21 protein-coding genes are annotated in these 19374 nt (G+C 72.8%); 12 read left to right on the top strand and 9 right to left on the bottom strand.

Annotated elements, in window-relative coordinates:
• Positions 1 to 21: 21 nt before the first annotated feature.
• From ABD811_RS28835 to ABD811_RS28820, 4 genes are all read right to left on the bottom strand, one after another.
• Positions 22 to 1263 carry a S8 family serine peptidase gene (locus ABD811_RS28835; RefSeq protein ID WP_344954045.1) on the bottom strand — a complete coding sequence of 414 codons (1242 nt, stop codon included), beginning with the start codon at positions 1261 to 1263 and terminating at the stop codon, positions 22 to 24.
• A 25-nt stretch (positions 1264 to 1288) separates the two neighbouring features.
• Complete coding sequence (locus ABD811_RS28830) at positions 1289 to 2116, bottom strand: hypothetical protein (protein WP_344954043.1); 828 nt, start codon at positions 2114 to 2116, stop codon at positions 1289 to 1291.
• Between the two features lie 258 nt (positions 2117 to 2374).
• Positions 2375 to 2569, bottom strand: coding sequence for a CsbD family protein (locus tag ABD811_RS28825; RefSeq protein WP_344954041.1), 195 nt, complete (start codon positions 2567 to 2569; stop codon positions 2375 to 2377).
• A gap of 108 nt (positions 2570 to 2677) precedes the next feature.
• Positions 2678 to 2869 carry a hypothetical protein gene (locus tag ABD811_RS28820; RefSeq protein ID WP_344954039.1) on the bottom strand — a complete coding sequence of 64 codons (192 nt, stop codon included), beginning with the start codon at positions 2867 to 2869 and terminating at the stop codon, positions 2678 to 2680.
• Positions 2870 to 3084: 215 nt separating this feature from the next.
• On the opposite strand from ABD811_RS28820, the gene moeZ reads away from it, so the two are divergent.
• Positions 3085 to 4266: an adenylyltransferase/sulfurtransferase MoeZ gene (moeZ, locus tag ABD811_RS28815; RefSeq protein WP_344954037.1), complete on the top strand. Its 1182-nt coding sequence runs from the start codon at positions 3085 to 3087 to the stop codon at positions 4264 to 4266.
• A 172-nt stretch (positions 4267 to 4438) separates the two neighbouring features.
• Here moeZ and ABD811_RS28810 read toward each other — a convergent pair whose 3' ends face one another.
• Genes ABD811_RS28810 through ABD811_RS28795 form a run of 4 tightly spaced genes read right to left on the bottom strand, consistent with a single transcriptional unit; the run spans position 4439 to position 7459 of the window.
• Positions 4439 to 5062 (bottom strand): maleylpyruvate isomerase family mycothiol-dependent enzyme, encoded by a 624-nt coding sequence (locus ABD811_RS28810; protein WP_344954035.1) that lies wholly within the window; start codon positions 5060 to 5062, stop codon positions 4439 to 4441.
• Between the two features lie 56 nt (positions 5063 to 5118).
• Positions 5119 to 6399, bottom strand: a complete 1281-nt coding sequence (locus ABD811_RS28805) for an RNA polymerase sigma factor (protein WP_344954033.1) — start codon at positions 6397 to 6399, stop codon at positions 5119 to 5121.
• Positions 6396 to 6743 carry a YciI family protein gene (locus tag ABD811_RS28800; RefSeq protein ID WP_344954031.1) on the bottom strand — a complete coding sequence of 116 codons (348 nt, stop codon included), beginning with the start codon at positions 6741 to 6743 and terminating at the stop codon, positions 6396 to 6398. Before ABD811_RS28800 ends, ABD811_RS28805 begins: the two co-directional genes overlap by 4 nt.
• Entirely contained in the window at positions 6740 to 7459 is a 720-nt protein-coding gene (locus tag ABD811_RS28795) for a TetR/AcrR family transcriptional regulator (RefSeq protein ID WP_344954029.1), read from the bottom strand. The genes ABD811_RS28800 and ABD811_RS28795 overlap by 4 nt, the downstream gene beginning before the upstream one ends.
• Positions 7460 to 7613: 154 nt before the next feature.
• Between ABD811_RS28795 and ABD811_RS28790 the strand changes: the two genes are divergently transcribed.
• Both ABD811_RS28790 and ABD811_RS28785 read left to right on the top strand, forming a co-directional pair.
• A complete protein-coding gene (locus ABD811_RS28790; RefSeq protein WP_344954027.1) occupies positions 7614 to 9782 on the top strand; it encodes an MMPL family transporter in 2169 nt (722 codons plus the stop codon).
• 195 nt (positions 9783 to 9977) lie between these two features.
• Positions 9978 to 10499: a superoxide dismutase family protein gene (locus ABD811_RS28785; protein WP_344954025.1), complete on the top strand. Its 522-nt coding sequence runs from the start codon at positions 9978 to 9980 to the stop codon at positions 10497 to 10499.
• 45 nt (positions 10500 to 10544) lie between these two features.
• Here ABD811_RS28785 and ku read toward each other — a convergent pair whose 3' ends face one another.
• Positions 10545 to 11498, bottom strand: coding sequence for a non-homologous end joining protein Ku (gene ku / locus ABD811_RS28780; protein WP_344954023.1), 954 nt, complete (start codon positions 11496 to 11498; stop codon positions 10545 to 10547).
• Between the two features lie 183 nt (positions 11499 to 11681).
• On the opposite strand from ku, the gene ligD (ABD811_RS28775) reads away from it, so the two are divergent.
• The 9 genes from ligD (ABD811_RS28775) to ABD811_RS28735 all read left to right on the top strand — a co-directional run bounded on the left by ligD (ABD811_RS28775) (position 11682) and on the right by ABD811_RS28735 (position 19251).
• Positions 11682 to 12656, top strand: a complete 975-nt coding sequence (gene ligD / locus ABD811_RS28775; RefSeq protein ID WP_344954021.1) for a non-homologous end-joining DNA ligase — start codon at positions 11682 to 11684, stop codon at positions 12654 to 12656.
• Complete coding sequence (gene ligD / locus ABD811_RS28770) at positions 12646 to 13545, top strand: non-homologous end-joining DNA ligase (RefSeq protein ID WP_344954019.1); 900 nt, start codon at positions 12646 to 12648, stop codon at positions 13543 to 13545. Before ligD (ABD811_RS28775) ends, ligD (ABD811_RS28770) begins: the two co-directional genes overlap by 11 nt.
• A 135-nt stretch (positions 13546 to 13680) precedes the next feature.
• Positions 13681 to 15045: a dihydrolipoyl dehydrogenase family protein gene (locus ABD811_RS28765; protein ID WP_344954017.1), complete on the top strand. Its 1365-nt coding sequence runs from the start codon at positions 13681 to 13683 to the stop codon at positions 15043 to 15045.
• Between the two features lie 62 nt (positions 15046 to 15107).
• Positions 15108 to 15302 (top strand): hypothetical protein, encoded by a 195-nt coding sequence (locus ABD811_RS28760; RefSeq protein ID WP_344954015.1) that lies wholly within the window; start codon positions 15108 to 15110, stop codon positions 15300 to 15302.
• A gap of 137 nt (positions 15303 to 15439) precedes the next feature.
• A complete protein-coding gene (locus ABD811_RS28755) occupies positions 15440 to 16060 on the top strand; it encodes a TetR/AcrR family transcriptional regulator (RefSeq protein WP_344954013.1) in 621 nt (206 codons plus the stop codon).
• Positions 16061 to 16092: 32 nt separating this feature from the next.
• On the top strand, positions 16093 to 16326 hold the full coding sequence (locus tag ABD811_RS28750; RefSeq protein WP_344954011.1) for a DUF3107 domain-containing protein: 234 nt from the start codon (positions 16093 to 16095) through the stop codon (positions 16324 to 16326).
• A 206-nt stretch (positions 16327 to 16532) separates the two neighbouring features.
• On the top strand, positions 16533 to 16814 hold the full coding sequence (locus ABD811_RS28745) for a GlsB/YeaQ/YmgE family stress response membrane protein (protein WP_344954009.1): 282 nt from the start codon (positions 16533 to 16535) through the stop codon (positions 16812 to 16814).
• A gap of 502 nt (positions 16815 to 17316) precedes the next feature.
• A complete protein-coding gene (locus tag ABD811_RS28740; protein ID WP_425549472.1) occupies positions 17317 to 18873 on the top strand; it encodes a DEAD/DEAH box helicase in 1557 nt (518 codons plus the stop codon).
• 222 nt (positions 18874 to 19095) lie between these two features.
• Complete coding sequence (locus tag ABD811_RS28735) at positions 19096 to 19251, top strand: hypothetical protein (RefSeq protein ID WP_344954007.1); 156 nt, start codon at positions 19096 to 19098, stop codon at positions 19249 to 19251.
• Positions 19252 to 19374 lie beyond the last annotated feature (123 nt).

Here is a 19374-nt window from a genome sequence, read left to right as displayed (position 1 = left end):
GCACCCAGAAGTGTGCCCTGCCTAGGCTTCGAAGGGCGCCGCCTGCGGTTCGGGCGACGGCCGGTCCCGGGGGTGGCGGCGGGCCAGGGTGACCGCGACCACGACCGCCATCACCGCTCCGGCGATGCCCAGGACCGTGACGAACAGGATGAGCGGGCGGACCCAGGCGGGCCGGTCGATCACCGCGACCGGGCCGGGGTCGTCCGCCCCGAACCGCTGCCACGGCGGCTGGCCCACCGTCTGGCGCGGCGCCACGAGCGCGTCCGCCGCGCGGACGGCGCGGGCCGCGCTGACCTCGCCGAACCCCACGTTGGGGTCGTAGGTGGCGGACGGCCCGTGCCGGGCGCTGTTCAGCAGCGCCTGCGTGACCAGCGCCGGGGGCAGCTTGGGATGGCGGCTGCGGATCAGCGCCGCGATGCCCGACACCAGCGCGCTGGAGTCGCTGGTGCCGTCGGTGACGTAGTAGTCGCCGCCCGGCGCCGCGACCGGGATCGCGGTGCCCGGCGCGGACAGCAGCACCGAGTAGTTGCGGTTGGAGTACGCGGCGCGCCCGTGGTCGGGGTCGGTCGCGGCGACCGCGATGACGCCGGGGTAGGCGGCCGGGTAGGAGTAGGGGGCGAACCCGTCGCGGTCCAGGCGCTTCTTGGACTCCCCGTCGTTGCCGACGGCCGACACCACCACCACGCCCTTGCCGATGGCGTAGGCGATGGCCTCCCGTTCCTTCGGGTTCTCGTCGTCCTTGCCGAGCGACAGGTTGATCACGTCGGCGCCGTGGTCGGCGGCGTAGCGGATGCCGCGCGCCACCGCGTCCTCGGCCTCGTCCGACTCGGTGTAGCGGGCGTAGCTGGGGTCCTCCTCCTCGCCGATCGCGCGGATCCCCAGGATGCGGGCCTCCGGCGCGACGCCGATCACGCCGTCCCGTCCGCCCGGGCCGTGCCCGCGCCCGGCGATCAGCGACGCCATGCCGGTGCCGTGCATGCGGGCGGGCCGGGAGTCGCGGTCCACCTCGGCCAGCATGTTGGGGCCGGTGGTGACCGCCCCGGCGAGGTCCTGCTGGCGCGGGTCCACACCGGAGTCGACGACGGCGACCGTCACGCCGCGGCCGCGCGTCACCTTCCAGGCGTCCTCCAGCTCCAGTGTCTGGATCATCGGCCGCTGCCGGTCGCGGACGCCGTCGGCGTGCGCGGCGGCGGGCACGAGGGCCGGGCCGGCCCCCAGGGTCAGGGCAAGGAGGATCGCGGCGGTTCGCCGAACAAGCGTCATCAGCACAGCACTCCGGTGAGTCGCCTCAGCACCGCCACTCGCGGGACGAGCAGTCGGGCAGCGCCTGGGTGGACAGCGCCTTGGCGATGTGGCGGCCGAGTTGGGGGGCCAGGGCGAACGGCGCGCCGGGGCGCTTCTTGGTGATCGCGGCGGCGGGCCGTCCGTCGGACTGGCCGGAGGTGGTGAGCACGACGTAGGGGCCGCCCCGGTCGCTGCTGCGGTCCTGGCGGGCGGAGTCGGTGAAGCGAGCGGCGGCCGTGCCGGGGAAGGCGGCGGCGCGCAGCGCGGGCCGGACGCCGTGGGAACGGTCCGGCAGCGGCGTGGCGGGCAGCTCGCGCAGGGCCCGGTCGGCCTTGAAGGGGTCGGCGAAGGCGACCACGCCGACCGTCACCACCACGCCCTGGAGCTGGTCGGCGTAGGTGGCGCGCAGCACGGCGCGGCAGCCGTGGCGGCGCAGCACCGCGGCGATCTCCTGGTCCACCGCCGTGTCGCAGGCGGTCGCCGAGGAGATGCCCTGCAGGGAGGCGTACTCGCTGCGTCCGCCGCCCGGGTTGTAGGGCAGCCGCTCGGGGAAGATCCGCTGCGCGGGCCATGCCTGCCACCGGCGGGCGACCTCGGCGCCGGCCGCCCGCTGCATCTCGGCGGTGGTCGGCTCGCGGTTCAGCGTGGCCCAGGCGCCGGCGAGCGCGGCGAAGGTCATCGCCAGGTAGCAGCAGCCCACGACCACGGCGACGATCATCCACTGGCGGCCGTGCAGGCCCAGCACGGTCGGCCGCCGGGGAGGATCACTGTACGGGGCCGCCGGCGGGTCGGGCTGGGCGGGCGGCCGGTTGACTGGAGGCAGGAACGCCACAAACGGACAGATTAACTGTGCTTTGCCATGTTCTGCCCTGTCTTGACGGGGACCACTACCGCACGCAACACGTGAGCAGGGAAAAGGGCCCCTCGGACGAGAGGCCCTTTCTCCCCACCGCGCAAGGCTTTCGGGCGCGGCTTCCTCCCCCACCGCGCGGTCACTCGCCGCGCGGAGAACGGATCGTATTTTTTACCTGGCCGGGTCAACCCTCACAGAGGGCGGCCGGGGCCGGTGTTGACGAAGTTGTCGCTGTGGTCAGCGCTCCATAGTGCGACGGACTTCCTTGGCGGCGTCCTTGACCTGCTCGCCGGCCTGCTTGGCGCCACCGGCGACGCGGTCCTTCGTGCCCTCGGACTCAAGGTAGGGATCACGGGTCTGGTGGCCGGCCTCTTCCTTGGCGCGGCCCTTGGCCCGCTGTGTCTTGTTCTTGAGCTTGTCGAGGAAACCCACGGTTCCTCCTTCGGTACGGGGTCGTACGTGCCACGTTTGCCCGCGTTATGGCGATCTATGCGCGCCACCGGCGCGGCAGTGTCGCGGCCGGGCGCGAGCCAGAGGCGGCTAACCCCGCGAACGCAGGTCCACGCGAATGCGCGCAGCCTCCTGATGGATGCGGGCCTGCGTCTCCAGCAGCCTGGCCTCGGCCTTCTCGGTGCGCAGCCGCGCGCGCATTTCCCGGAAACTGGGCGCGCGGCGTCGCGCCGCCTTCCGTCCCGCCTGTCGCGTGCGCCCCGAACGTCCCAAGAGTCGCATGATCGCCTCCTTTGTGACGGCGGTGTCCCCGATCCGCGGCCGTTCATGCGGGCGGCGGCTGTGACGTGCGGCGCGGTGCGGGAATTCGGACGGACATGGCAAGGTTGTGCGGTGGGAGGACGTTCCCGGCGAGGTTCGCGGCCGGTCCACGGCAGGGTTCCGCGACGGGACGTCCGCCCCTGGTACAGCCGAGCGTCAGCACAGGAGCACCCACCGTGTCGTTGCCACCTCTGGTCGAGCCCGCAGCGGAGCTCACCCGCGACGAGGTCAACCGTTACTCGCGACACCTGATCATCCCCGACGTCGGGATGGCCGGGCAGAAGCGTCTGAAGAACGCCAAGGTCCTGTGCGTGGGCGCGGGCGGGCTCGGTTCTCCGGCCCTGATGTACCTGGCCGCCGCCGGCGTGGGCACCCTGGGCATCATCGACTTCGACGTCGTCGATGAGTCCAACCTGCAGCGGCAGGTGATCCACCGGCAGTCCAGCCTCGGGCAGCCCAAGGCCGAGTCGGCCGCCGCCACCGTGCGCGAGATCAACCCGCTGATCGATGTCGTGGTCCACAACACCGCGCTGGACCGCGACAACATCATGGACATCTTCGCCCAGTACGACCTGATCCTCGACGGGACGGACAACTTCGCCACCCGCTACATGGTCAACGACGCGGCGGTGCTGCTCGGCAAGCCGTACGTGTGGGGGTCGATCTACCGGTTCGACGGCCAGGCCGCGGTGTTCTGGGCCGAGCACGGCCCCTGCTACCGCTGCCTGTACCCCGAGCCGCCGCCGCCCGGCATGGTGCCGTCCTGCGCCGAGGGCGGGGTGCTCGGCGTGCTGTGCGCCTCGATCGGCTCCATCCAGGTCAACGAGGCCATCAAGCTGATCGCGGGCATCGGCGAGCCGCTGGTCGGCCGGCTGATGATCTACGACGCGCTGGAGATGACCTACCGGTCGGTCAAGGTCCGCAAGGACCCCGAATGCACGCTGTGCGGCAAGAACCCGACCCAGACCGAGCTGCTGGAGGACTACGAGGCGTTCTGCGGCGCGGTGTCCGACGAGGCCGCCGAGGCCGCCAAGGACTCCACCATCTCGGTGCACGAGCTGAAGGCCATGCAGGACCGCGGGGACGACATCTTCCTGGTGGACGTGCGCGAGCCCAACGAGTTCGAGATCGCCTCGATCCCCGGCGCGACGCTGATCCCCAAGGGCGAGTTCCTCAACGGCAACGCCCTGGAGAGGCTGCCGCAGGACAAGAAGATCGTCCTGCACTGCAAGTCGGGCGTGCGCAGCGCCGAGGCGCTGGCCGTGGTCAAGAACGCCGGGTTCGCCGACGCGGTGCACGTCGGCGGCGGCATCGTGGCCTGGGTCAACCAGATCGACCCGAGCCTGCCGTCGTACTGACGCCTGACCCCTGCCCCCTGAACTCCTGAGCCCGGTTCCGGCCGGGACGTGAGGGCCCCGGACCGGCCGGTCCGGGGCCCGCACGCGTTCAGGCGGGGCCCTCGCGCGTTCAGGCGGGGCCCTCGCGCGTTCAGGCGGGGCCCTCGCGCGTTCAGGCGGGGCCCTCGTGGGTTCAGGCGGTGAAGCGGGCGGCGTCCCTGCCGCGCAGGTGCCCGGCGGGCAGCCGCCGGCCGCAGATCACCAGCAGCAGGTCCTGGGCCGCGCCGGTCAGCGGCTCGCCCTCGCCGTACGACCAGTCCAGGTCGTCGGCGCGCAGCTCGATCCCGGTCAGGTCCACGCCGAAGAACGCGACGGCGTGCGGCTGGAGACCGTCCAGGATGACGCGCATCCGGTCCCGCGGAACGCGCCGGTCGACCCCCAGCGCCACGGTGATGTCCAGCCCGTGGATCACGTCGTGGTTGAAGGCGGCCACGAGGTCGCCGCCCGGCGGCGCCCAATCGGTCTCGGCGTTGTCGCGCAGCGCGGCGACCAGCTCGGCGGCCGGCACCTTGGCCGCGTCCCGCCGGGCGGCCTCGTCCAGCACCCGGTTGATCCGCTCTACGTCGCCGGCGGCCCGCTGCATCTCGGCCGCGAAGTCCTCCGGCACGGGCCGGAACGGCATCGTGATGTGCGCCGCCACCTCCCGCGTCCGCCAGCCCGCGCACAGGCTCGGCGCGTCCCACTGCCCGTCGCCGAGCCCGTCCAGGACGTCGGCCAGGTCGCGGCGCTCGGCCGCGATCAGTTCCCTGATGTCCACCGTCGCTCTCCTTCCGTCTTTCGATGGGTGGCACCCCACCGACGAGCGCGGACGGCTCAGGAGGACACCTCGCGGAGACGGTTTTGGAGAAAGTTCCGTTCGGCGGCGGTGGGCGCCAGGGCGAGCGCCTCGCGGTAGGCGGCCGCGGCCTCGGCGGACCGGCCGAGACGGCGCAGCAGGTCGGCGCGGGTGGCGGGCAGCAGGTGGTAGCCGGCCAGGCGGCCGGACGCGGCCAGCGCGTCGGCCACGGCGAGCCCGGCGGCCGGGCCCTCGGCCATGCCGACGGCGACGGCCCGGTTGAGCTCCACCACCGGCGACGGCGCCATGCGCGCCAGGCGCGCGTACAGGGCCGCGATCTGGCGCCAGTCGGTGTCGGCGGGCGTGGCGGCGGTCGCGTGGCAGGCGGCGATGGCGGCCTGCACCTGGTAGGGGCCGGGACGGCCGCGCGGCAGCGCCGCGTCCAGCACGCGCACGCCCTCGGCGATCTCGCCGGCGTCCCAGCGGGTGCGGTCCTGCTCCTCCAGGGTGACCAGGCGCCCGGCGTCGTCCAGGCGGGCGGGACGGCGGGCGTCGTGCAGCAGCATCAGCGCCAGCAGCCCCTCGGCCTCGGGCTCGCCGGGCAGCAGCCGGACGAGCAGGCGGCCCAGGCGGATCGCCTCCGCGCACAGGTCCCGGCGGATCAGGTCGTCCCCGGCGGTGGCCGCGTACCCCTCGGTGAACAGCAGGTACAGCACGGCCAGCACGGCGGGCAGCCGCTCGGGCAGCAGGTGCGGGGGCGGGACCCGGTACGGGACGCCCGCGTGCCGGATCTTCTGCTTGGCGCGCACCAGGCGCTTGGCCATCGTCTGCTCGGCGACGAGGAACGCCCGGGCGATCTCGGCGGTGGTCAGGCCCGTCAGCGTGCGCAGCGCCAGCGCCACCCGCGCCTCCGGGGCCAGCGCGGGATGGCAGCAGGTGAACATGAGCCGCAACCGGTCGTCAGGGAAGCCGCCGTCGTCGCGTCCCGGCTCCGGCGGCGGCGCGGCGGCGACCTGGCGCAGCTTGGCGGCGCCGACGGCCTCGCGGCGCAGGCGGTCGACGGCGCGGTTGCGCGCGGCCGTGGTCAGCCAGGCACCCGGACGGCGCGGCACGCCCTCGCGCGGCCAGGTCCGCAGGGCGGCGGCGAAGGCGTCCTGGGCGCACTCCTCGGCCAGGTCCCAGTCGCCGGTGAGCCGGATGAGGGTCGCCACCACCTGGCCCCACTCGTCCCGGAACGCCCGGTCGACCGCGCCGTGGACGACCGCGGCGCCCCGGTCGGCCGGGTCCGGGCCGGCGGCCGGGCCGGGCTCGGCGCTCACTGCGGCCAGAGCGGACGGATCTCGATCGAGCCGTACCCGGCGGCCGGATGCTTCGCGGCGATCTCCACGGCCTCGTCCAGGTCGGCGCACTCGATCAGGCAGAAGCCGCCGACCTGCTCGCGGGTCTCGGCGAACGGGCCGTCGGTGAGCAGCACCCGCTCGTCGCGCACCCGCACCGTGGTGGCCTCGGCGGGCGGTCGCAGCCCGGCGCCGCCGCGCACCACCCCGCGGCGCCGCATCTCCTCCGACCAGCCGCCGCAGCCCTCCTCGGCGTGCGCCGCCGCGGACTCGTCACCGCAGATCAACAACATGTACTTCACCCGCAGCAGGCTACGCGCGGTCACTGACGGGACGGCGGGCTGTACTTCAGGCCGAGCGAGGGCGCCAGCTCCTCCAGCATCAGCTCGAACATCGGCTCGGGGTCGTCCAGGGCGAAGTCCAGGTGGCCGAAGACCTCCAGGCTGACGCTGCCCTGCAGGCGGACCCAGCACTGCAGGAACCGCTGGATGACGCCGACCGGCAGGCTCACCCCGCCCAGCGCCTCCTCGTTGTAGCGGCGCAGCTGCTCGCGCAGGTCGGGACGGACCTCCTCGTCGGCCGGGACGGGGAACGGGCGCTTGCGCCACAGCTCCAGGAACAGGTTGACGAACGTCCAGCCGAACGCCCGGGCGCACTCCTCGGCGAAGTCGGCGTCCTGGCTGCGCGCCACGCCGGGCACGGGGGCGCCGAACAGCAGCTCGTACTCGCGCCGGTGGTCCAGCGCCCAGCGGCGGAACGCGCGGGAGGCGGCCAGGAACTGGCCGTCCAGGTCGCCGGCGCAGTGGATGGCCTTGTGCAGCTCGTCGGTCAGGTCCTGGAACATGTCGCCCACGACGTGCCGGACCAGCTCGTCGCGGCTGTCGAAGTAGCGGTAGAGCGCCGGCGCGGTCATGCCCATCTCACGGGCGATGGCGCGCAGCGTCAGCGCGTGCGGCCCCTGCTCGACGAGGATGCGGCGCGCGTTCTGCGAGATCTCCGCCACGGTCGCCGCGCGCAGCCGGTCGCGCCGGGTCTCACCCACTGTCCTCGTCTCCCTCCGCCCGCCGTCCGCTGTCCCTTCGATGATGTCGCATGAACAGCCTTGACGATAGTTAACGCTGTATGCAAGATTAACGCCGTTCACTAGTTAACACCGTTCATTGAAGTGACGCTCAGTCACGGCGAGGAGGCATCCCATGTTGGAACGGTGGGGCAGGCTGGCGTACCGGCGCCGGCGGCCCGTGCTCGTGCTGGGCGCCCTCGCCCTGGTGGCCGCGGCGGTCTGGGGCACCGGCGTGTTCGGCGCCCTCACCGGCGCGGGCGGCTTCGAGACCCCCGGCAGCGAGAGCGCCCGCGCCGCGGAGATCGCCGAACGTGACCTCGGCCGCGACGAGGCCGACGTCGTCGTCCTGTACAGGGCGCCGCAAGGCCGCACGATCGAAGATCCGGCCTTCCGGAACGCGGTGACCGGCGCCCTGGCCGTCCTTCCCAAGGACAAGGTCGCGGGCGTCGTCACGCACTGGTCCACCGGCTCGCCCGACCTGGTCAGCCGCGACCGCACCGCCACCTACGCCGTGCTGCGGCTGGCGGGCGCCGACTCCGAGCGGCGCGCCGAGAACTTCGCCGACGTCGAGGACGCGCTGCGCCACCCGGCGGGCGCGGCGGGCACCGCGCGGCTGGGCGGCGCGGTCGCCACCGAGGTCGCCATCAACGACCGGGTGAGCGAGGACATCGCCCGCGCCGAGATGCTGTCCATGCCGGTGCTGCTGGTCCTGCTGACGGTGATCTTCGGCGGGGTGGTGGCGGCAGGCCTGCCGCTGGTCGTCGGCGGGATCGCGATTCTGGGCTCGTTCGCCGCCCTGCGGATGCTCACCCTGGGCACGGACGTGTCGATCTTCGCGGTCAACATCACCACGTTCCTCGGCCTCGGCCTGGCGATCGACTACGGGCTGTTCGTCGTCGGCCGGTTCCGCGAGGAACTCGCCGCGGGCCGCGGCACCGAGGAGGCGCTGGCGCGGACGATGGCCACCGCCGGACGCACCGTCGCCGTCTCGGGCGTCACCGTCGCGGTGTCGCTGGCCGGGCTGACGCTGTTCCCGCAGATGTTCCTGCGCTCGATGGGCTTCGGCGGCGTCGCCACCGTCGTGGTCTGCATGGTCGCCGCGCTGACCGTGCTGCCCGCGCTGCTGGCCGTCCTCGGCCCCCGGGTCAACGCCCTGCCGATCCGGCGCCGCCGCCGGACGCCGGCACGGGCCGCCGGCGGGGGCGGCGGCTGGTACCGGCTCGCCCAGAGCGTGATGCGGCGTCCCGTTCTGTACCTGGTGGGGGCCATGGTCGTGCTGCTGTCGCTGGGCGCCCCGTTCCTCGGCATCAGCTGGGGCGGCGTCGGCGGCAAGGCCCTGCCGGCGGGCACGGAGGCGCGCGTCGTCACCGAGACGCTCGAACGCGACTTCCCGCGCAACGCCACCGCCCCCATCGAGGTGGTCGTGTCCGGACGCACCGACCCGGCCGCGTACGCGCGGCGGCTCGGCCAGGTTCCCGGCGTGACCCAGGCCGCCGTCACCGGCGCCGCCGGCACCACGGCGAAGATCTCGTTGCGCTACACCGGCGACCCGATGTCCACGCAGGCCCGCGACCTGGTCGAGCGGGTGCGCGACGTGCCCGCCCCGCCGGGGACGCGGGTGTACGTGGGCGGGCAGACCGCCGCGCTGGTCGACCAACTGTCCGGCCTGGGCGCGCGCATGCCGCTGCTGGCGGTGACGGTCGGCGGCGCCACGTTCGTGCTGCTGTTCCTGGCGTTCGGCTCGGTGGTGCTACCGCTCAAAGCGATGGTCACCAACATGCTGTCGCTGTCGGCCACCTTCGGCGTCATCGTGTGGATCTTCCAGGAGGGGCACCTGTCCGGCCCGCTCGGCTTCACCGCCACCGGCGCGCTCGACCCGGCGATGCCGATCCTCATGCTGGCCATGCTGTTCGGGCTGACCATGGACTACGAGGTGTTCCTGCTGTCGCGGATCCGCGAACGCTACGACGCCACCGGCGACAACACCGCCGCGGTCGCCTCCGGCCTGCAGCGCAGCGCCGGGGTGATCACCGGCGCGGCGCTGCTGTTCATCGTGGTCATGGGCGCGTTCTCCACCTCGGGCATCTCGTTCATCAAGATGACCGGCGTGGGCATGGTCACCGCGGTGCTCATCGACGCCACCATCGTGCGGGGGCTGCTCGTCCCGGCCGCCATGCGGCTGCTCGGCCGCGCCAACTGGTGGGCTCCCGGACCGCTCGCCCGCGTCTACCGCCGCTACGGCATACGCGAGGAGGACGGCCCGGCCCCCGCCGTCCGCCCGCTGGAGCCCGCCGGCACCTGACCGGCCCCGGGGCCATGCCCGGATACGCCGGACGCCGCACCACAAACAGGACGTTTTCCCAGCTCGGCTCGGTGGACGACACGATCCGCCACCCCCTCGGATGCATGCATTGATCTTGTCGTCGGGGGCATGATCAGGTCTGCGTGTGACGTCTGCGTGACGTCACGACAACACAGGGTGAACAGGGAGACGACCATGACACTGGTGCGGCGCACGGCCGTCACGCTCACCGCGGCGGGGGTCGCGCTGGGCCTGCTGACGGCCCCGGCCCTCGCCGACGCGAAGGTGCGAGACATCCGGGCCCAGGGCCCGACGTACGTCTACAAGGATCCCCGCTACGCCAAGACGAAGACCTGGGCGCAGGTGTCGTACGGCAAGCGCTCGACCACCGTGCGGCTCCAGGCGGCCGGGCTGCCGAGGAAGGCCGTGGGCAGGACGCTGGGCGTCCACGTCCACAAGAACAAGTGCGGCCGCAAGCCCGCCGCGGCGGGCCCGCACTACCAGCACCCCAGGGCCGGGCGCGGCACGCCGGTGCGCGCCAAGGAGATCTGGCTGGACTTCAAGGTCCGGCGCGACGGCACGGCGCGCTCCATGGCCAGGGTGCCGTGGCGGGTCGGCAAGGGCCACGCCGGATCGATCGTGATCCACGCCAAGCCGACCAACCACCGGACCGGAGACGCGGGCGACCGGCTCGTCTGCACGAACGTCCCGTTCTGATCTGACCGGGCCCGTCCCGGACGGCGGCGGCCAGGCCCGTCGCGGCTAGGCGCTCTTGCGGCTCCGCGACGACGGCTTGGCCGCCGTCTTCTTGCCCGTTCCCTTGCCCGGCGCGCTCTTGCCCGACGTGCTCTTGGCGGACGTGCTCTTGGCGGACGCGGCCTTGGCCGTCCGGCCGCCGGACGACGCCGCCTTCTTCCCCGGCTCGGGCGCCTTCTTCTCCCCGCGGCTCTTCTTGGCCGCCTCGACGCTGGCGCGCAGCGCGCTGAGCAGGTCGGCGGCGGGCTCCTCCTCGGCGGCCTCCTCCGGCCGCGTCACCTCACGGCCCTCCACCTTGGCCTCGATGACCGCCTGCAGCGCCTCGCGGTAGGCGTCCTTGTACTCGGTCGGGTCGAAGTCGCCCTCCATGGTCTCGATGAGGGACGTCGCCATCGCCAGCTCCTGCTTGCGGACCTCGATGTCCTCCTCCAGGAACGGGAAGTCGGGGGTGCGGATCTCGTCCGGCCACAGCATGGTCTCCAGGACGAACACCCCGTCGCGCACGCGCAGCGTCGCCAGCGACTCGCGCTGGCGCAGCGCCACCTTCACCAGCGCCACCCGGCCCGACTCCTCCAGCGCGTCGCGCAGCAGCACGTACGGCTTGGTGCCCTGGGCGTCCGGCTCCAGATAGTACGACTTGGCGAAGTAGATGGGGTCCACCTCCTCCTCCGCCACGAACTGCAGCACGTCGATGCGGCGGCTGGTGGACAGTGGCAGCTCGGCGAAGTCCTCGTCGGTCAGCACGACGATCTCTCCGCTGGGCAGCTCGTACCCCTTGGCGATGTCGGCGTACGGGACCTCCTCGCCGTCGACGGTGCACACCCGGCGGTACCGGATGCGTCCGCCGTCGGTGCGATGCACCTGGTGGAAGGAGACGTCCCGCTGCTCGGTCGCCGAGTACACCTTGACCGGGATCGTCACCAGACCGAACGAGATGGCGCCCTTCCAGATACTGCGCATGACCAGTCCTTACCCCGAGATCTCCGCACTAGCGTCGCAAGGACCCCCGGTTTGCGCCAGGGCCCCTCCACTCCGCACGTGCCGTCCGGCGCCCGGCGCCCCGCTTCTTCCGGCGTGCCGAACACCCGCCGTCCCGGCGCACTGATCCTTTTCCGTCCGGTCGGCCCCGGGTAAGACGCGGGTATGACGATGCCGTGGCCGGTCCGGCCGATGATGGCCGAGACCGGGAACCTGCCCGAGGACACCGGGCGGTGGGCTCTGGAGATCAAGTGGGACGGCGTCCGCGTCATCGCCTACGTGTCCGCCGACGGCGTGCGGGCCACCGGACGGCGCGCCACCGAGCTCATCCGCCGCTACCCCGAGCTGACCGGGCTGGCCGACCTGCTGCCGCACCACGACGTGGTGCTGGACGGCGAGGTGGTCGCGTTCGACCGCGGCCGTCCCAGCTTCGAACGGCTGCAGCGGCGCATGCACGTCAGCCGTCCCGACCCCCGGCTGATCCGCGAGGTGCCGGTCCGGTACGTGGTGTTCGACCTGCTGTACCTGGACGGGCATGTGCTGTACGACCGGCCCTACGCCGAGCGGCGCGCGCTGCTGGCCGAGCTGGACCTGACCACCGCCGGCCCCGTCGAGGCGCCGCCCTACCTGCACGGCGGCGACGCCGCCCAGGTCGCCGAGCTGCTGGAGTTCACCCGCGAGCAGCGGCTCGAAGGGCTGATGGCCAAACGGCTCGACTCCGCCTACCGGCCGGGCCGCCGCGTCGACTTCTGGCGCAAGGTCAAGCACTTCCAGACCCGCGATGTCGTCGTCTGCGGGTGGAAGCCGGGCCGGGGACGGCGCGAGGGGGGCCTGGGGTCGCTGCTGCTCGGCGAGTACGACGGCAAGGGACGACTGTGCTTCGTCGGGCACGTCGGCACCGGTTTCACCGACCGGGCCCTGGACGAGCTGTACGGGACGCTGTGGCCGCTGCGCCGTCCCACCAGCCCGTTCGACGAGGCGATTCCCCGCGAGTACGCCCGCGACGCCCAGTGGGTTGAACCGCGGCTGGTCGGGGAGGTGGCCTACAGCCTGCGCACGCGTGACGGGCGGCTGCGCTTCCCGTCCTGGCGCGGGCTGCGTGACGACAAGGACCCACTAGAGGTGATCCGTGACCCCTAAGAAGCTCGGCGTGCACGTGGAGGGCCGCGACCTGCGGCTGTCCAATCTGGACAAGAACCTGTATCCCGAGTTCACCAAGGGCGAGGTCCTCGACTACTACGCGCGCGTCGCGCCGGTGCTGCTGCCGCATCTGAAGGACCGTCCCCTCACCCGCATCCGGTACCCCGACGGCGTGGACGGCGAGTCGTTCTTCGAGAAGAGCGCCCCGTCCTACACGCCCGGCTGGATCCGCACCGCCACGATCTCCTCGCCGGGCAGCTCGCGCGGCCGCGACACCATCGACTACGTGGTGGTCGACGACCTGCCCACGCTGGTGTGGTGCGCCAACCTGGCCGCGCTGGAACTGCACGTGCCGCAGTGGAAGGTCGGGCCGCGCGGCAGGCAGCACAGCCCCGACCTGATGGTGTTCGACCTGGACCCCGGCCCGCCCGCCACGGTCGTCGACGCCTGCCGGGTGGCGTGCCTGCTGCGCGACCTGCTGGCCGCCGACGAACTGGAGTCCTACCCCAAGACCAGCGGCAAGAAGGGGCTGCACCTCTACGTGCCGATCAAGGAAGACGACCGCACGTCCGAGTACGCCAAGCGCGCCGCGCAGATCCTGGCCTCCGACCACCCCGACCTGGTGGTGAGCAAGATGGACAAGCGGCTGCGCGGGGGCAAGGTGTTCGTCGACTGGAGCCAGAACAACCCGGCCAAGACCACGGTCGCCCCGTACTCGCTGCGCGCCGCGCACCGGCCGTCGGTGTCGGCCCCGGTCACCTGGGACGAGCTGGAGGACGCCCGCAAGCCCGACGACCTGGCGTTCACGCCCGAGGAGGTCCTCGAACGCGTCGACAAGCACGGGGACCTGCTCGAACCCCTCCTGGAGCGCCGCCAGCCCCTGCCCTGAACGCCGCGAGCCCCCGCCCGGACGCCGGGAGCCCCTGCCCGGAGCCCTATGTGTTCGAACCGGCACGCAGGGATACCGGCTTCCGCCACCATGGATGCGATGGGGGACATCGTGACCGGCGTGGAGGGATGACAGTTGGAGCGCAACCATCACTACGACGTCGTGGTGCTGGGCGGGGGCACCGCGGGCGAGCTGGTGGCCACCGAACTCGCCCAGAGCGGACGCGACGTCGCGCTCGTGGAGAACCGCCTGGTCGGGGGCGAGTCCCCGTACTTCGCCTGCGTGCCGTCCAAGTCGCTGCTGCTGTCGGCCCGGCGGGGCGAGACCTGGGAGCTGGCGATCGCCCGGCGCGACGAGGTCACCGGCCACCTCGACGACGACCGCGTCGTGGCGCGCATGGCCGAGGACGGCGTGACCGTCCTGCGCGGCTGGGGCCGCGTCACGCGTCCTGGAACGATCGAGGTGGACGGCGCCGAGCACGGCTACACCGACCTGGTGGTCAGCACCGGCAGCGAACCGGTCGTCCCGGCCGTGCCGGGCCTGGCCGACGCCCCCACCTGGACCAGCGACGAGGCGCTGACCGTGCCGGACCTGCCGCGCCGCCTGGTGGTGCTCGGCGGCGGCCCCGTCGGCTGCGAGATGGCGCAGGTGTACGCGGCGTTCGGCTCCCAGGTCACGCTGGTCGAGCCGGCCGGGCGGCTGCTGACCGCCGAGGCGGCGTTCACCGGCGAGATCCTGGCCGACGCGCTGCGCCGGATCGGCGTGGACCTGCGGCTCGGGTCCGAGGTCGTCCGCGTCGCGCGCGGCGACGGCGGCGCCGGGGCCCGGCTGTGGCTGGCGGACGGCGGCGTGCTCGCGGCCGACCGCATCCTGCTGGCGTCCGGGCGGCGGCCCCGCGTCGAGGGGCTCGGCCTGGAGAACCTGGGCGTCGCCGTCACGCCCGGTCAGCCCCTCGCGGTGGACGAGACCTGCGCGGTCACGCTCGGCGACGGCGACCAGGAGACGGACACGCCGGACCTGCCGGGCGGGCTGTGGGCCGCGGGCGACGTGACGGGCGTGGCGCGCACCGCCCACGCCGCCCGCTACCAGGCCCGCGTGGTGGTGTCCAACGTGCTCGGCAAGCGCCGCGAGGCCGACTACCGGGCGGTGCCCCGCGTCGTCTACACGACCCCGGCCGTCTACGCGGTCGGCCTGTCGCCCGCCCAGGCCGAGGAACGCGGCATGGATCTGCTCACCGCCGGGTACGACCTCGCGGCCACCACCCGCGCGGCGGTCGAGGCCGACGACCGCGGCCGGGTCGAGCTGTACGCCGACCGTTCGCGCGGGCTGCTGATCGGCGCGGCCGCCGTCGGGCTCTACGCTGAGGAGTGGATGAGCGAGATCGCCCTGGCCATCCGGGCGCAGACGCCTCTGGGGCTGCTCACCGACGTCGTGCACGCCTTTCCGACGTTCGGCGAGGCGCTGGAGGCGCCGCTGCGGGAGCTGGCGGGGCGGCTGTGACGCCGATGTCGATGTCGATGGGGACGTCGATCGGGATGGGGATCGATGGGAAGGAGTCTGCCATGACCGAGACCAACGGCCCCGAGCCGGTTCTGCGCGACGAGGAGCCGGAGGCCGACGCCGCCGAGCAGCGCGCCGCGCTGCGCGAGGACGACGAGCGGCCGCAGTGGCCGCCGCAGGTGCCGCTGGACGCCAACGAGGCCGACGCCACCGAACAGAGCCTGGAGGTCGAGTTCGACGAGGACGAATACCGCTGAGCGTGAGCGTACGATCGTGCTTGGCGTCGACCGTGACCCCTGAGGTTACCGGCGCGTACGATGATGGGATCAACGTCCAGCGACGACCCAGGGGCCGACCGCCCCGCCGTCGCATCGATCGGTGATCGGAGAGTGTGGTGACCGCGACCCCGGACGCCCGCCCCCGCGGCACGCGGCTGCCGCGGCTGGCGCGCCGCAGACAGCTGCTCGGCGCGGCCCAGGAGGTGTTCGTCGCCCAGGGCTACCACGCCGCGGCGATGGACGAGATCGCCGAGCGCGCCGGCGTCAGCAAGCCCGTGCTCTACCAGCACTTCCCCGGCAAGCTGGAGCTGTACCTGGCGCTGCTGGACGAGCACGCCGAGGCCCTGGTGCGCACGGTGCGCGACGCGCTGGAGTCCACCACGGACAACAAGCAGCGCGTGCAGGCGGTCATCGCCGCCTTCTACGACTTCGTGGCCGGCGAGGGCGAGGCGTACCGCCTGGTGTTCGAGTCGGACCTGCGCAACGTGGCGCCGGTGCGGGCCCGGGTGGAGCGCACCAACCAGCAGTGCGCCGAGTTGATCGCCCAGGTGATCTCCGAGGACACCGACGCGCCGCCGGACGAGGCCCATCTGCTCGGCATGAGCCTGGTCGGCATGGCCGAGGTCAGCGCGCGGTACTGGCTGTCGCAGCACCGGGCCATCCCCAAGGACACCGCCGAGAAGATCATCGCCCGCCTGGCCTGGCGCGGCATCTCCGGCTTCCCCCGCACCAGCTGACCCCCACACACCTCTTCGAGGGAGCGAAACGCGTGCAGGTACGCATCGGTGTCCAGTCCGTCCCCAAGGAACTCGTGGTCGAGACCGCGCAGTCGGCCGACGAGGTGCAGCAGGCGCTGGCCGACGCGCTGGCCGACGACGCCGGCGTGTTCGTGCTGACGGACCAGCGGGGCGGGCGGGTGGTCGTCCCGGCCGACCGGGTCGGCTACCTGGAGATCAGCGAGGAGGAGAACCGCGCCGTCGGGTTCGGCTCGCAGTACACCTGAGCGCACCGGGCGCGCCGTCGACAGATGGAGGCCCCTGTTCGCAAGCCGTCGGCTTGCGAACAGGGGCCTCGTCGTTTCCGGGGTCCGGCCTCCTCGCGCCTGGGCCCGGTCACCTGGGCTTTGTTTGAAACGCTCATGACGGGCACATCGACCACCGACCGCGGGCCGCGCCGCAGCGGCCCAGGACGACGAAATGGTGATCGAGAATGCTGACGATTCTCTGGTTCATCGTCATCGGTGCCGTGATCGGTGCCCTGGCCCGGCTGCTGGTGCCCGGGCGCAACCCGATGGGCATCCTGCTGACGATCCTCGTCGGGATCGCCGGTGCGATCCTCGGCGGCATGGTGTCCAACGCCCTCGGGGCCGGATCCGTGATCGCCTTCATCTTCGCGGTGGTGATCGCCGCGATCGCGGTGGCGCTGATCAGCGGAACCTTCACCGGCGGCGGTGGCCGCGGCCGGTGGCGCACCGGGCGGCGCACGTACTGACGGTCCGCCGCCCCCCGGAGCCACCTGAGCCGGAGGACCAGCCGACCCCCGCGAACGGCCGCCCTCCGGCGTTCCGGCGAAGCCCCCGCACCTGCCCGGCGGGGGCTTCGCCCTTTCCTCCCGCGTCCCGGGACTGTCCGTTCCTGGCCAGTCCGCGGGGGTTTACTCCGGGTCCGCGGCACGTCCGATCTTGGACGATGCCGACGACCCGGGAATATTCGCGGGAGTGCACGGTGTTGCCACTTCAGATCGGCTATTGGTGTAGAGAAACCATGGTCGGTACACTGCGTCGCGGAGTGTGACCGCACGCAGCCACAGCGAGTGACTGCGCTACCCCTGTCGCGGTCACCGGGGAAATTTTGACTGACGGCTGGTCCCTCCCGCGCGAGCGCGCGGCCACGCGACACGACCGGCGGGGCACCGCCCGGCCGGTGCGGATCGTGGCTTCTGCAGCTGCGCCGCGCGAGCGAGCGTCGACCCCGCACTTTGGAGGCTGGAAGCCCTGACTACGTTCCACGAACTCGGGGTCGTCCCCGAGATAGCCGATGCCCTCGCAGCCGAGGGCATCGTCGACGCGTTTCCCATCCAGGAGCTCGCCCTGCCGATCGCGCTGGGCGGGCACGACATCATCGGGCAGGCCCGCACCGGCACCGGCAAGACGCTGGCGTTCGGCGTGGCGGTCCTGCAGCGCATCGAGCACGGCGGCACCCGGCCGCGCGGGCTGGTGCTGACCCCCACCCGCGAGCTGGCCATGCAGGTCACCGACGACCTGCTGGTCGCCGGCGGCAAGCTGGGCACGCGAGTGCTGCCGGTGTACGGCGGGCGGGCCTACGAGCCGCAGATCGAGGCGCTGCGCGAGGGCGTCGACGTCGTCGTCGGCACCCCGGGACGCCTGCTGGACCTGGTCAAGCAGCGGCACCTGGACCTGTCCCGCATCGACGTGCTGGTGCTGGACGAGGCCGACCGCATGCTCGATCTGGGCTTCCTGCCCGACATCGAGCGCATCGTCGACCTGCTGCCGCAGGCGCGGCAGACCATGCTGTTCTCGGCCACCATGCCCGGCGAGATCGTCGCGCTGTCGCGCCGTTACCTGCGCCGCCCCACCAACGTGCGGGCCGAGGCGCACTCCGAGCCGGACGCCACGCCGCAGGTGGTGCAGCACGTGTGGCAGACCCACCAGCTGGACCGTCCCGAGGTGCTGGCCCGCGTGCTGCAGGCCGAGGGCCGCGGGCTCACCATGGTGTTCTGCCAGACCAAGCGGGCCTGCGACCGCGTCGCGAGCGACCTGTCGCACCGCGGGTTCGCCGCGGCCGCCGTGCACGGCGACCTCGGCCAGGGCCAGCGGGAACGGGCACTGCGCGCGTTCCGCAACGGCAAGATCGACGTGCTGGTGGCCACGGACGTGGCGGCCCGCGGGCTCGACGTCGACGACGTCACCCACGTGGTCAACTACGAGTGCCCCGACAGCGCCGACACCTACGTGCACCGCATCGGCCGCACCGGCCGCGCGGGCCGCACCGGCACGGCCGTCACCCTGGTCGACTGGGCCGACCTGCAGCGCTGGAAGCTGATCAACGGCACGCTCGACCTGCCGTTCGCCGCGCCGGAGGAGACCTACTCCACCTCCGAGCACCTCTACGAGGCCCTCGGCATCCCCAAGGGCGTCACCGGCACGCTGCCCAAGGAGCAGCGTGGCGAGCGCGCCGGGCTGGCCGCCGAGGAGCTGGAGGACATCGGCGAGACCGGCCGCACCCGTTCGGCGGTGCGCGACCGCGACCGTGACCGTGACCGTGACCGTGACCGCGAGCGTCCGCGCCCGCGGCGCCGCAAGCGCAACCGCGTCCGCACCCGCGCCGGCCAGCCGGTCGACTCGGCGGGCGGGCACGACGACGCCTCGCCGTCCGGTGAGCGTCCCGCGTCCAGTGATCGGCCCGCGTCCGACCGACCCGACGAGGCCGCGGACAACGTGGTGCAGGCCGTGGCCACCGAGCCCCGCCGCACCCGCCGCCGTCGCCGCACCCGCAGCGGCAAGCCCGTCACCGCCGACGAGAGCACCTAGACCGTCTGACCTGACGGAACCTACGCCACGGGACGTCGCCGCCTGCCACGCCCCGTCACAAACCGACCCATCCCGCCCGACGAACGGCCCAGTCCTTCGTCGGGCTTTCCCATGCCCGCCCGCAGGGATCGCCTCCCATACTTGCGAACGGCCCCGCGCTCCGGACGGTACGCGTCGGCGCATCAATCGTGGCGAGCGCCAACGCAAGAAGGGAGAGAGCAAATGGGTCGTCAACGCAAACCCAGCGTCGAAGCCCAGGGAATCAAGATCAAGGGAGTGAAGACCACGCCGGTCACCCTGCCGGACGGCCGTGAGGTCGGCGGAATCGAGACCGAAGATCTGGAGATCCCCAACAGGCGCATCCGGGAACGGCGGTAGTAGGCCGCAGTTCTCCGCAAATGGGCCCGGCTCGCCCCCGACGCGAGCCGGGCCTGTTCCATGTCGGGCGGCGGCCGGACGATTCCACACGCGGAGAGCTGAACACACTCAGGAAAGGCGAGG

The sequence above is a fragment of the Actinomadura miaoliensis genome (assembly GCF_039536785.1).
GTDB classification, from domain to species: domain Bacteria; phylum Actinomycetota; class Actinomycetes; order Streptosporangiales; family Streptosporangiaceae; genus Spirillospora; species Spirillospora miaoliensis.
This window is presented reverse-complemented; position numbering and strand designations above follow the sequence as displayed.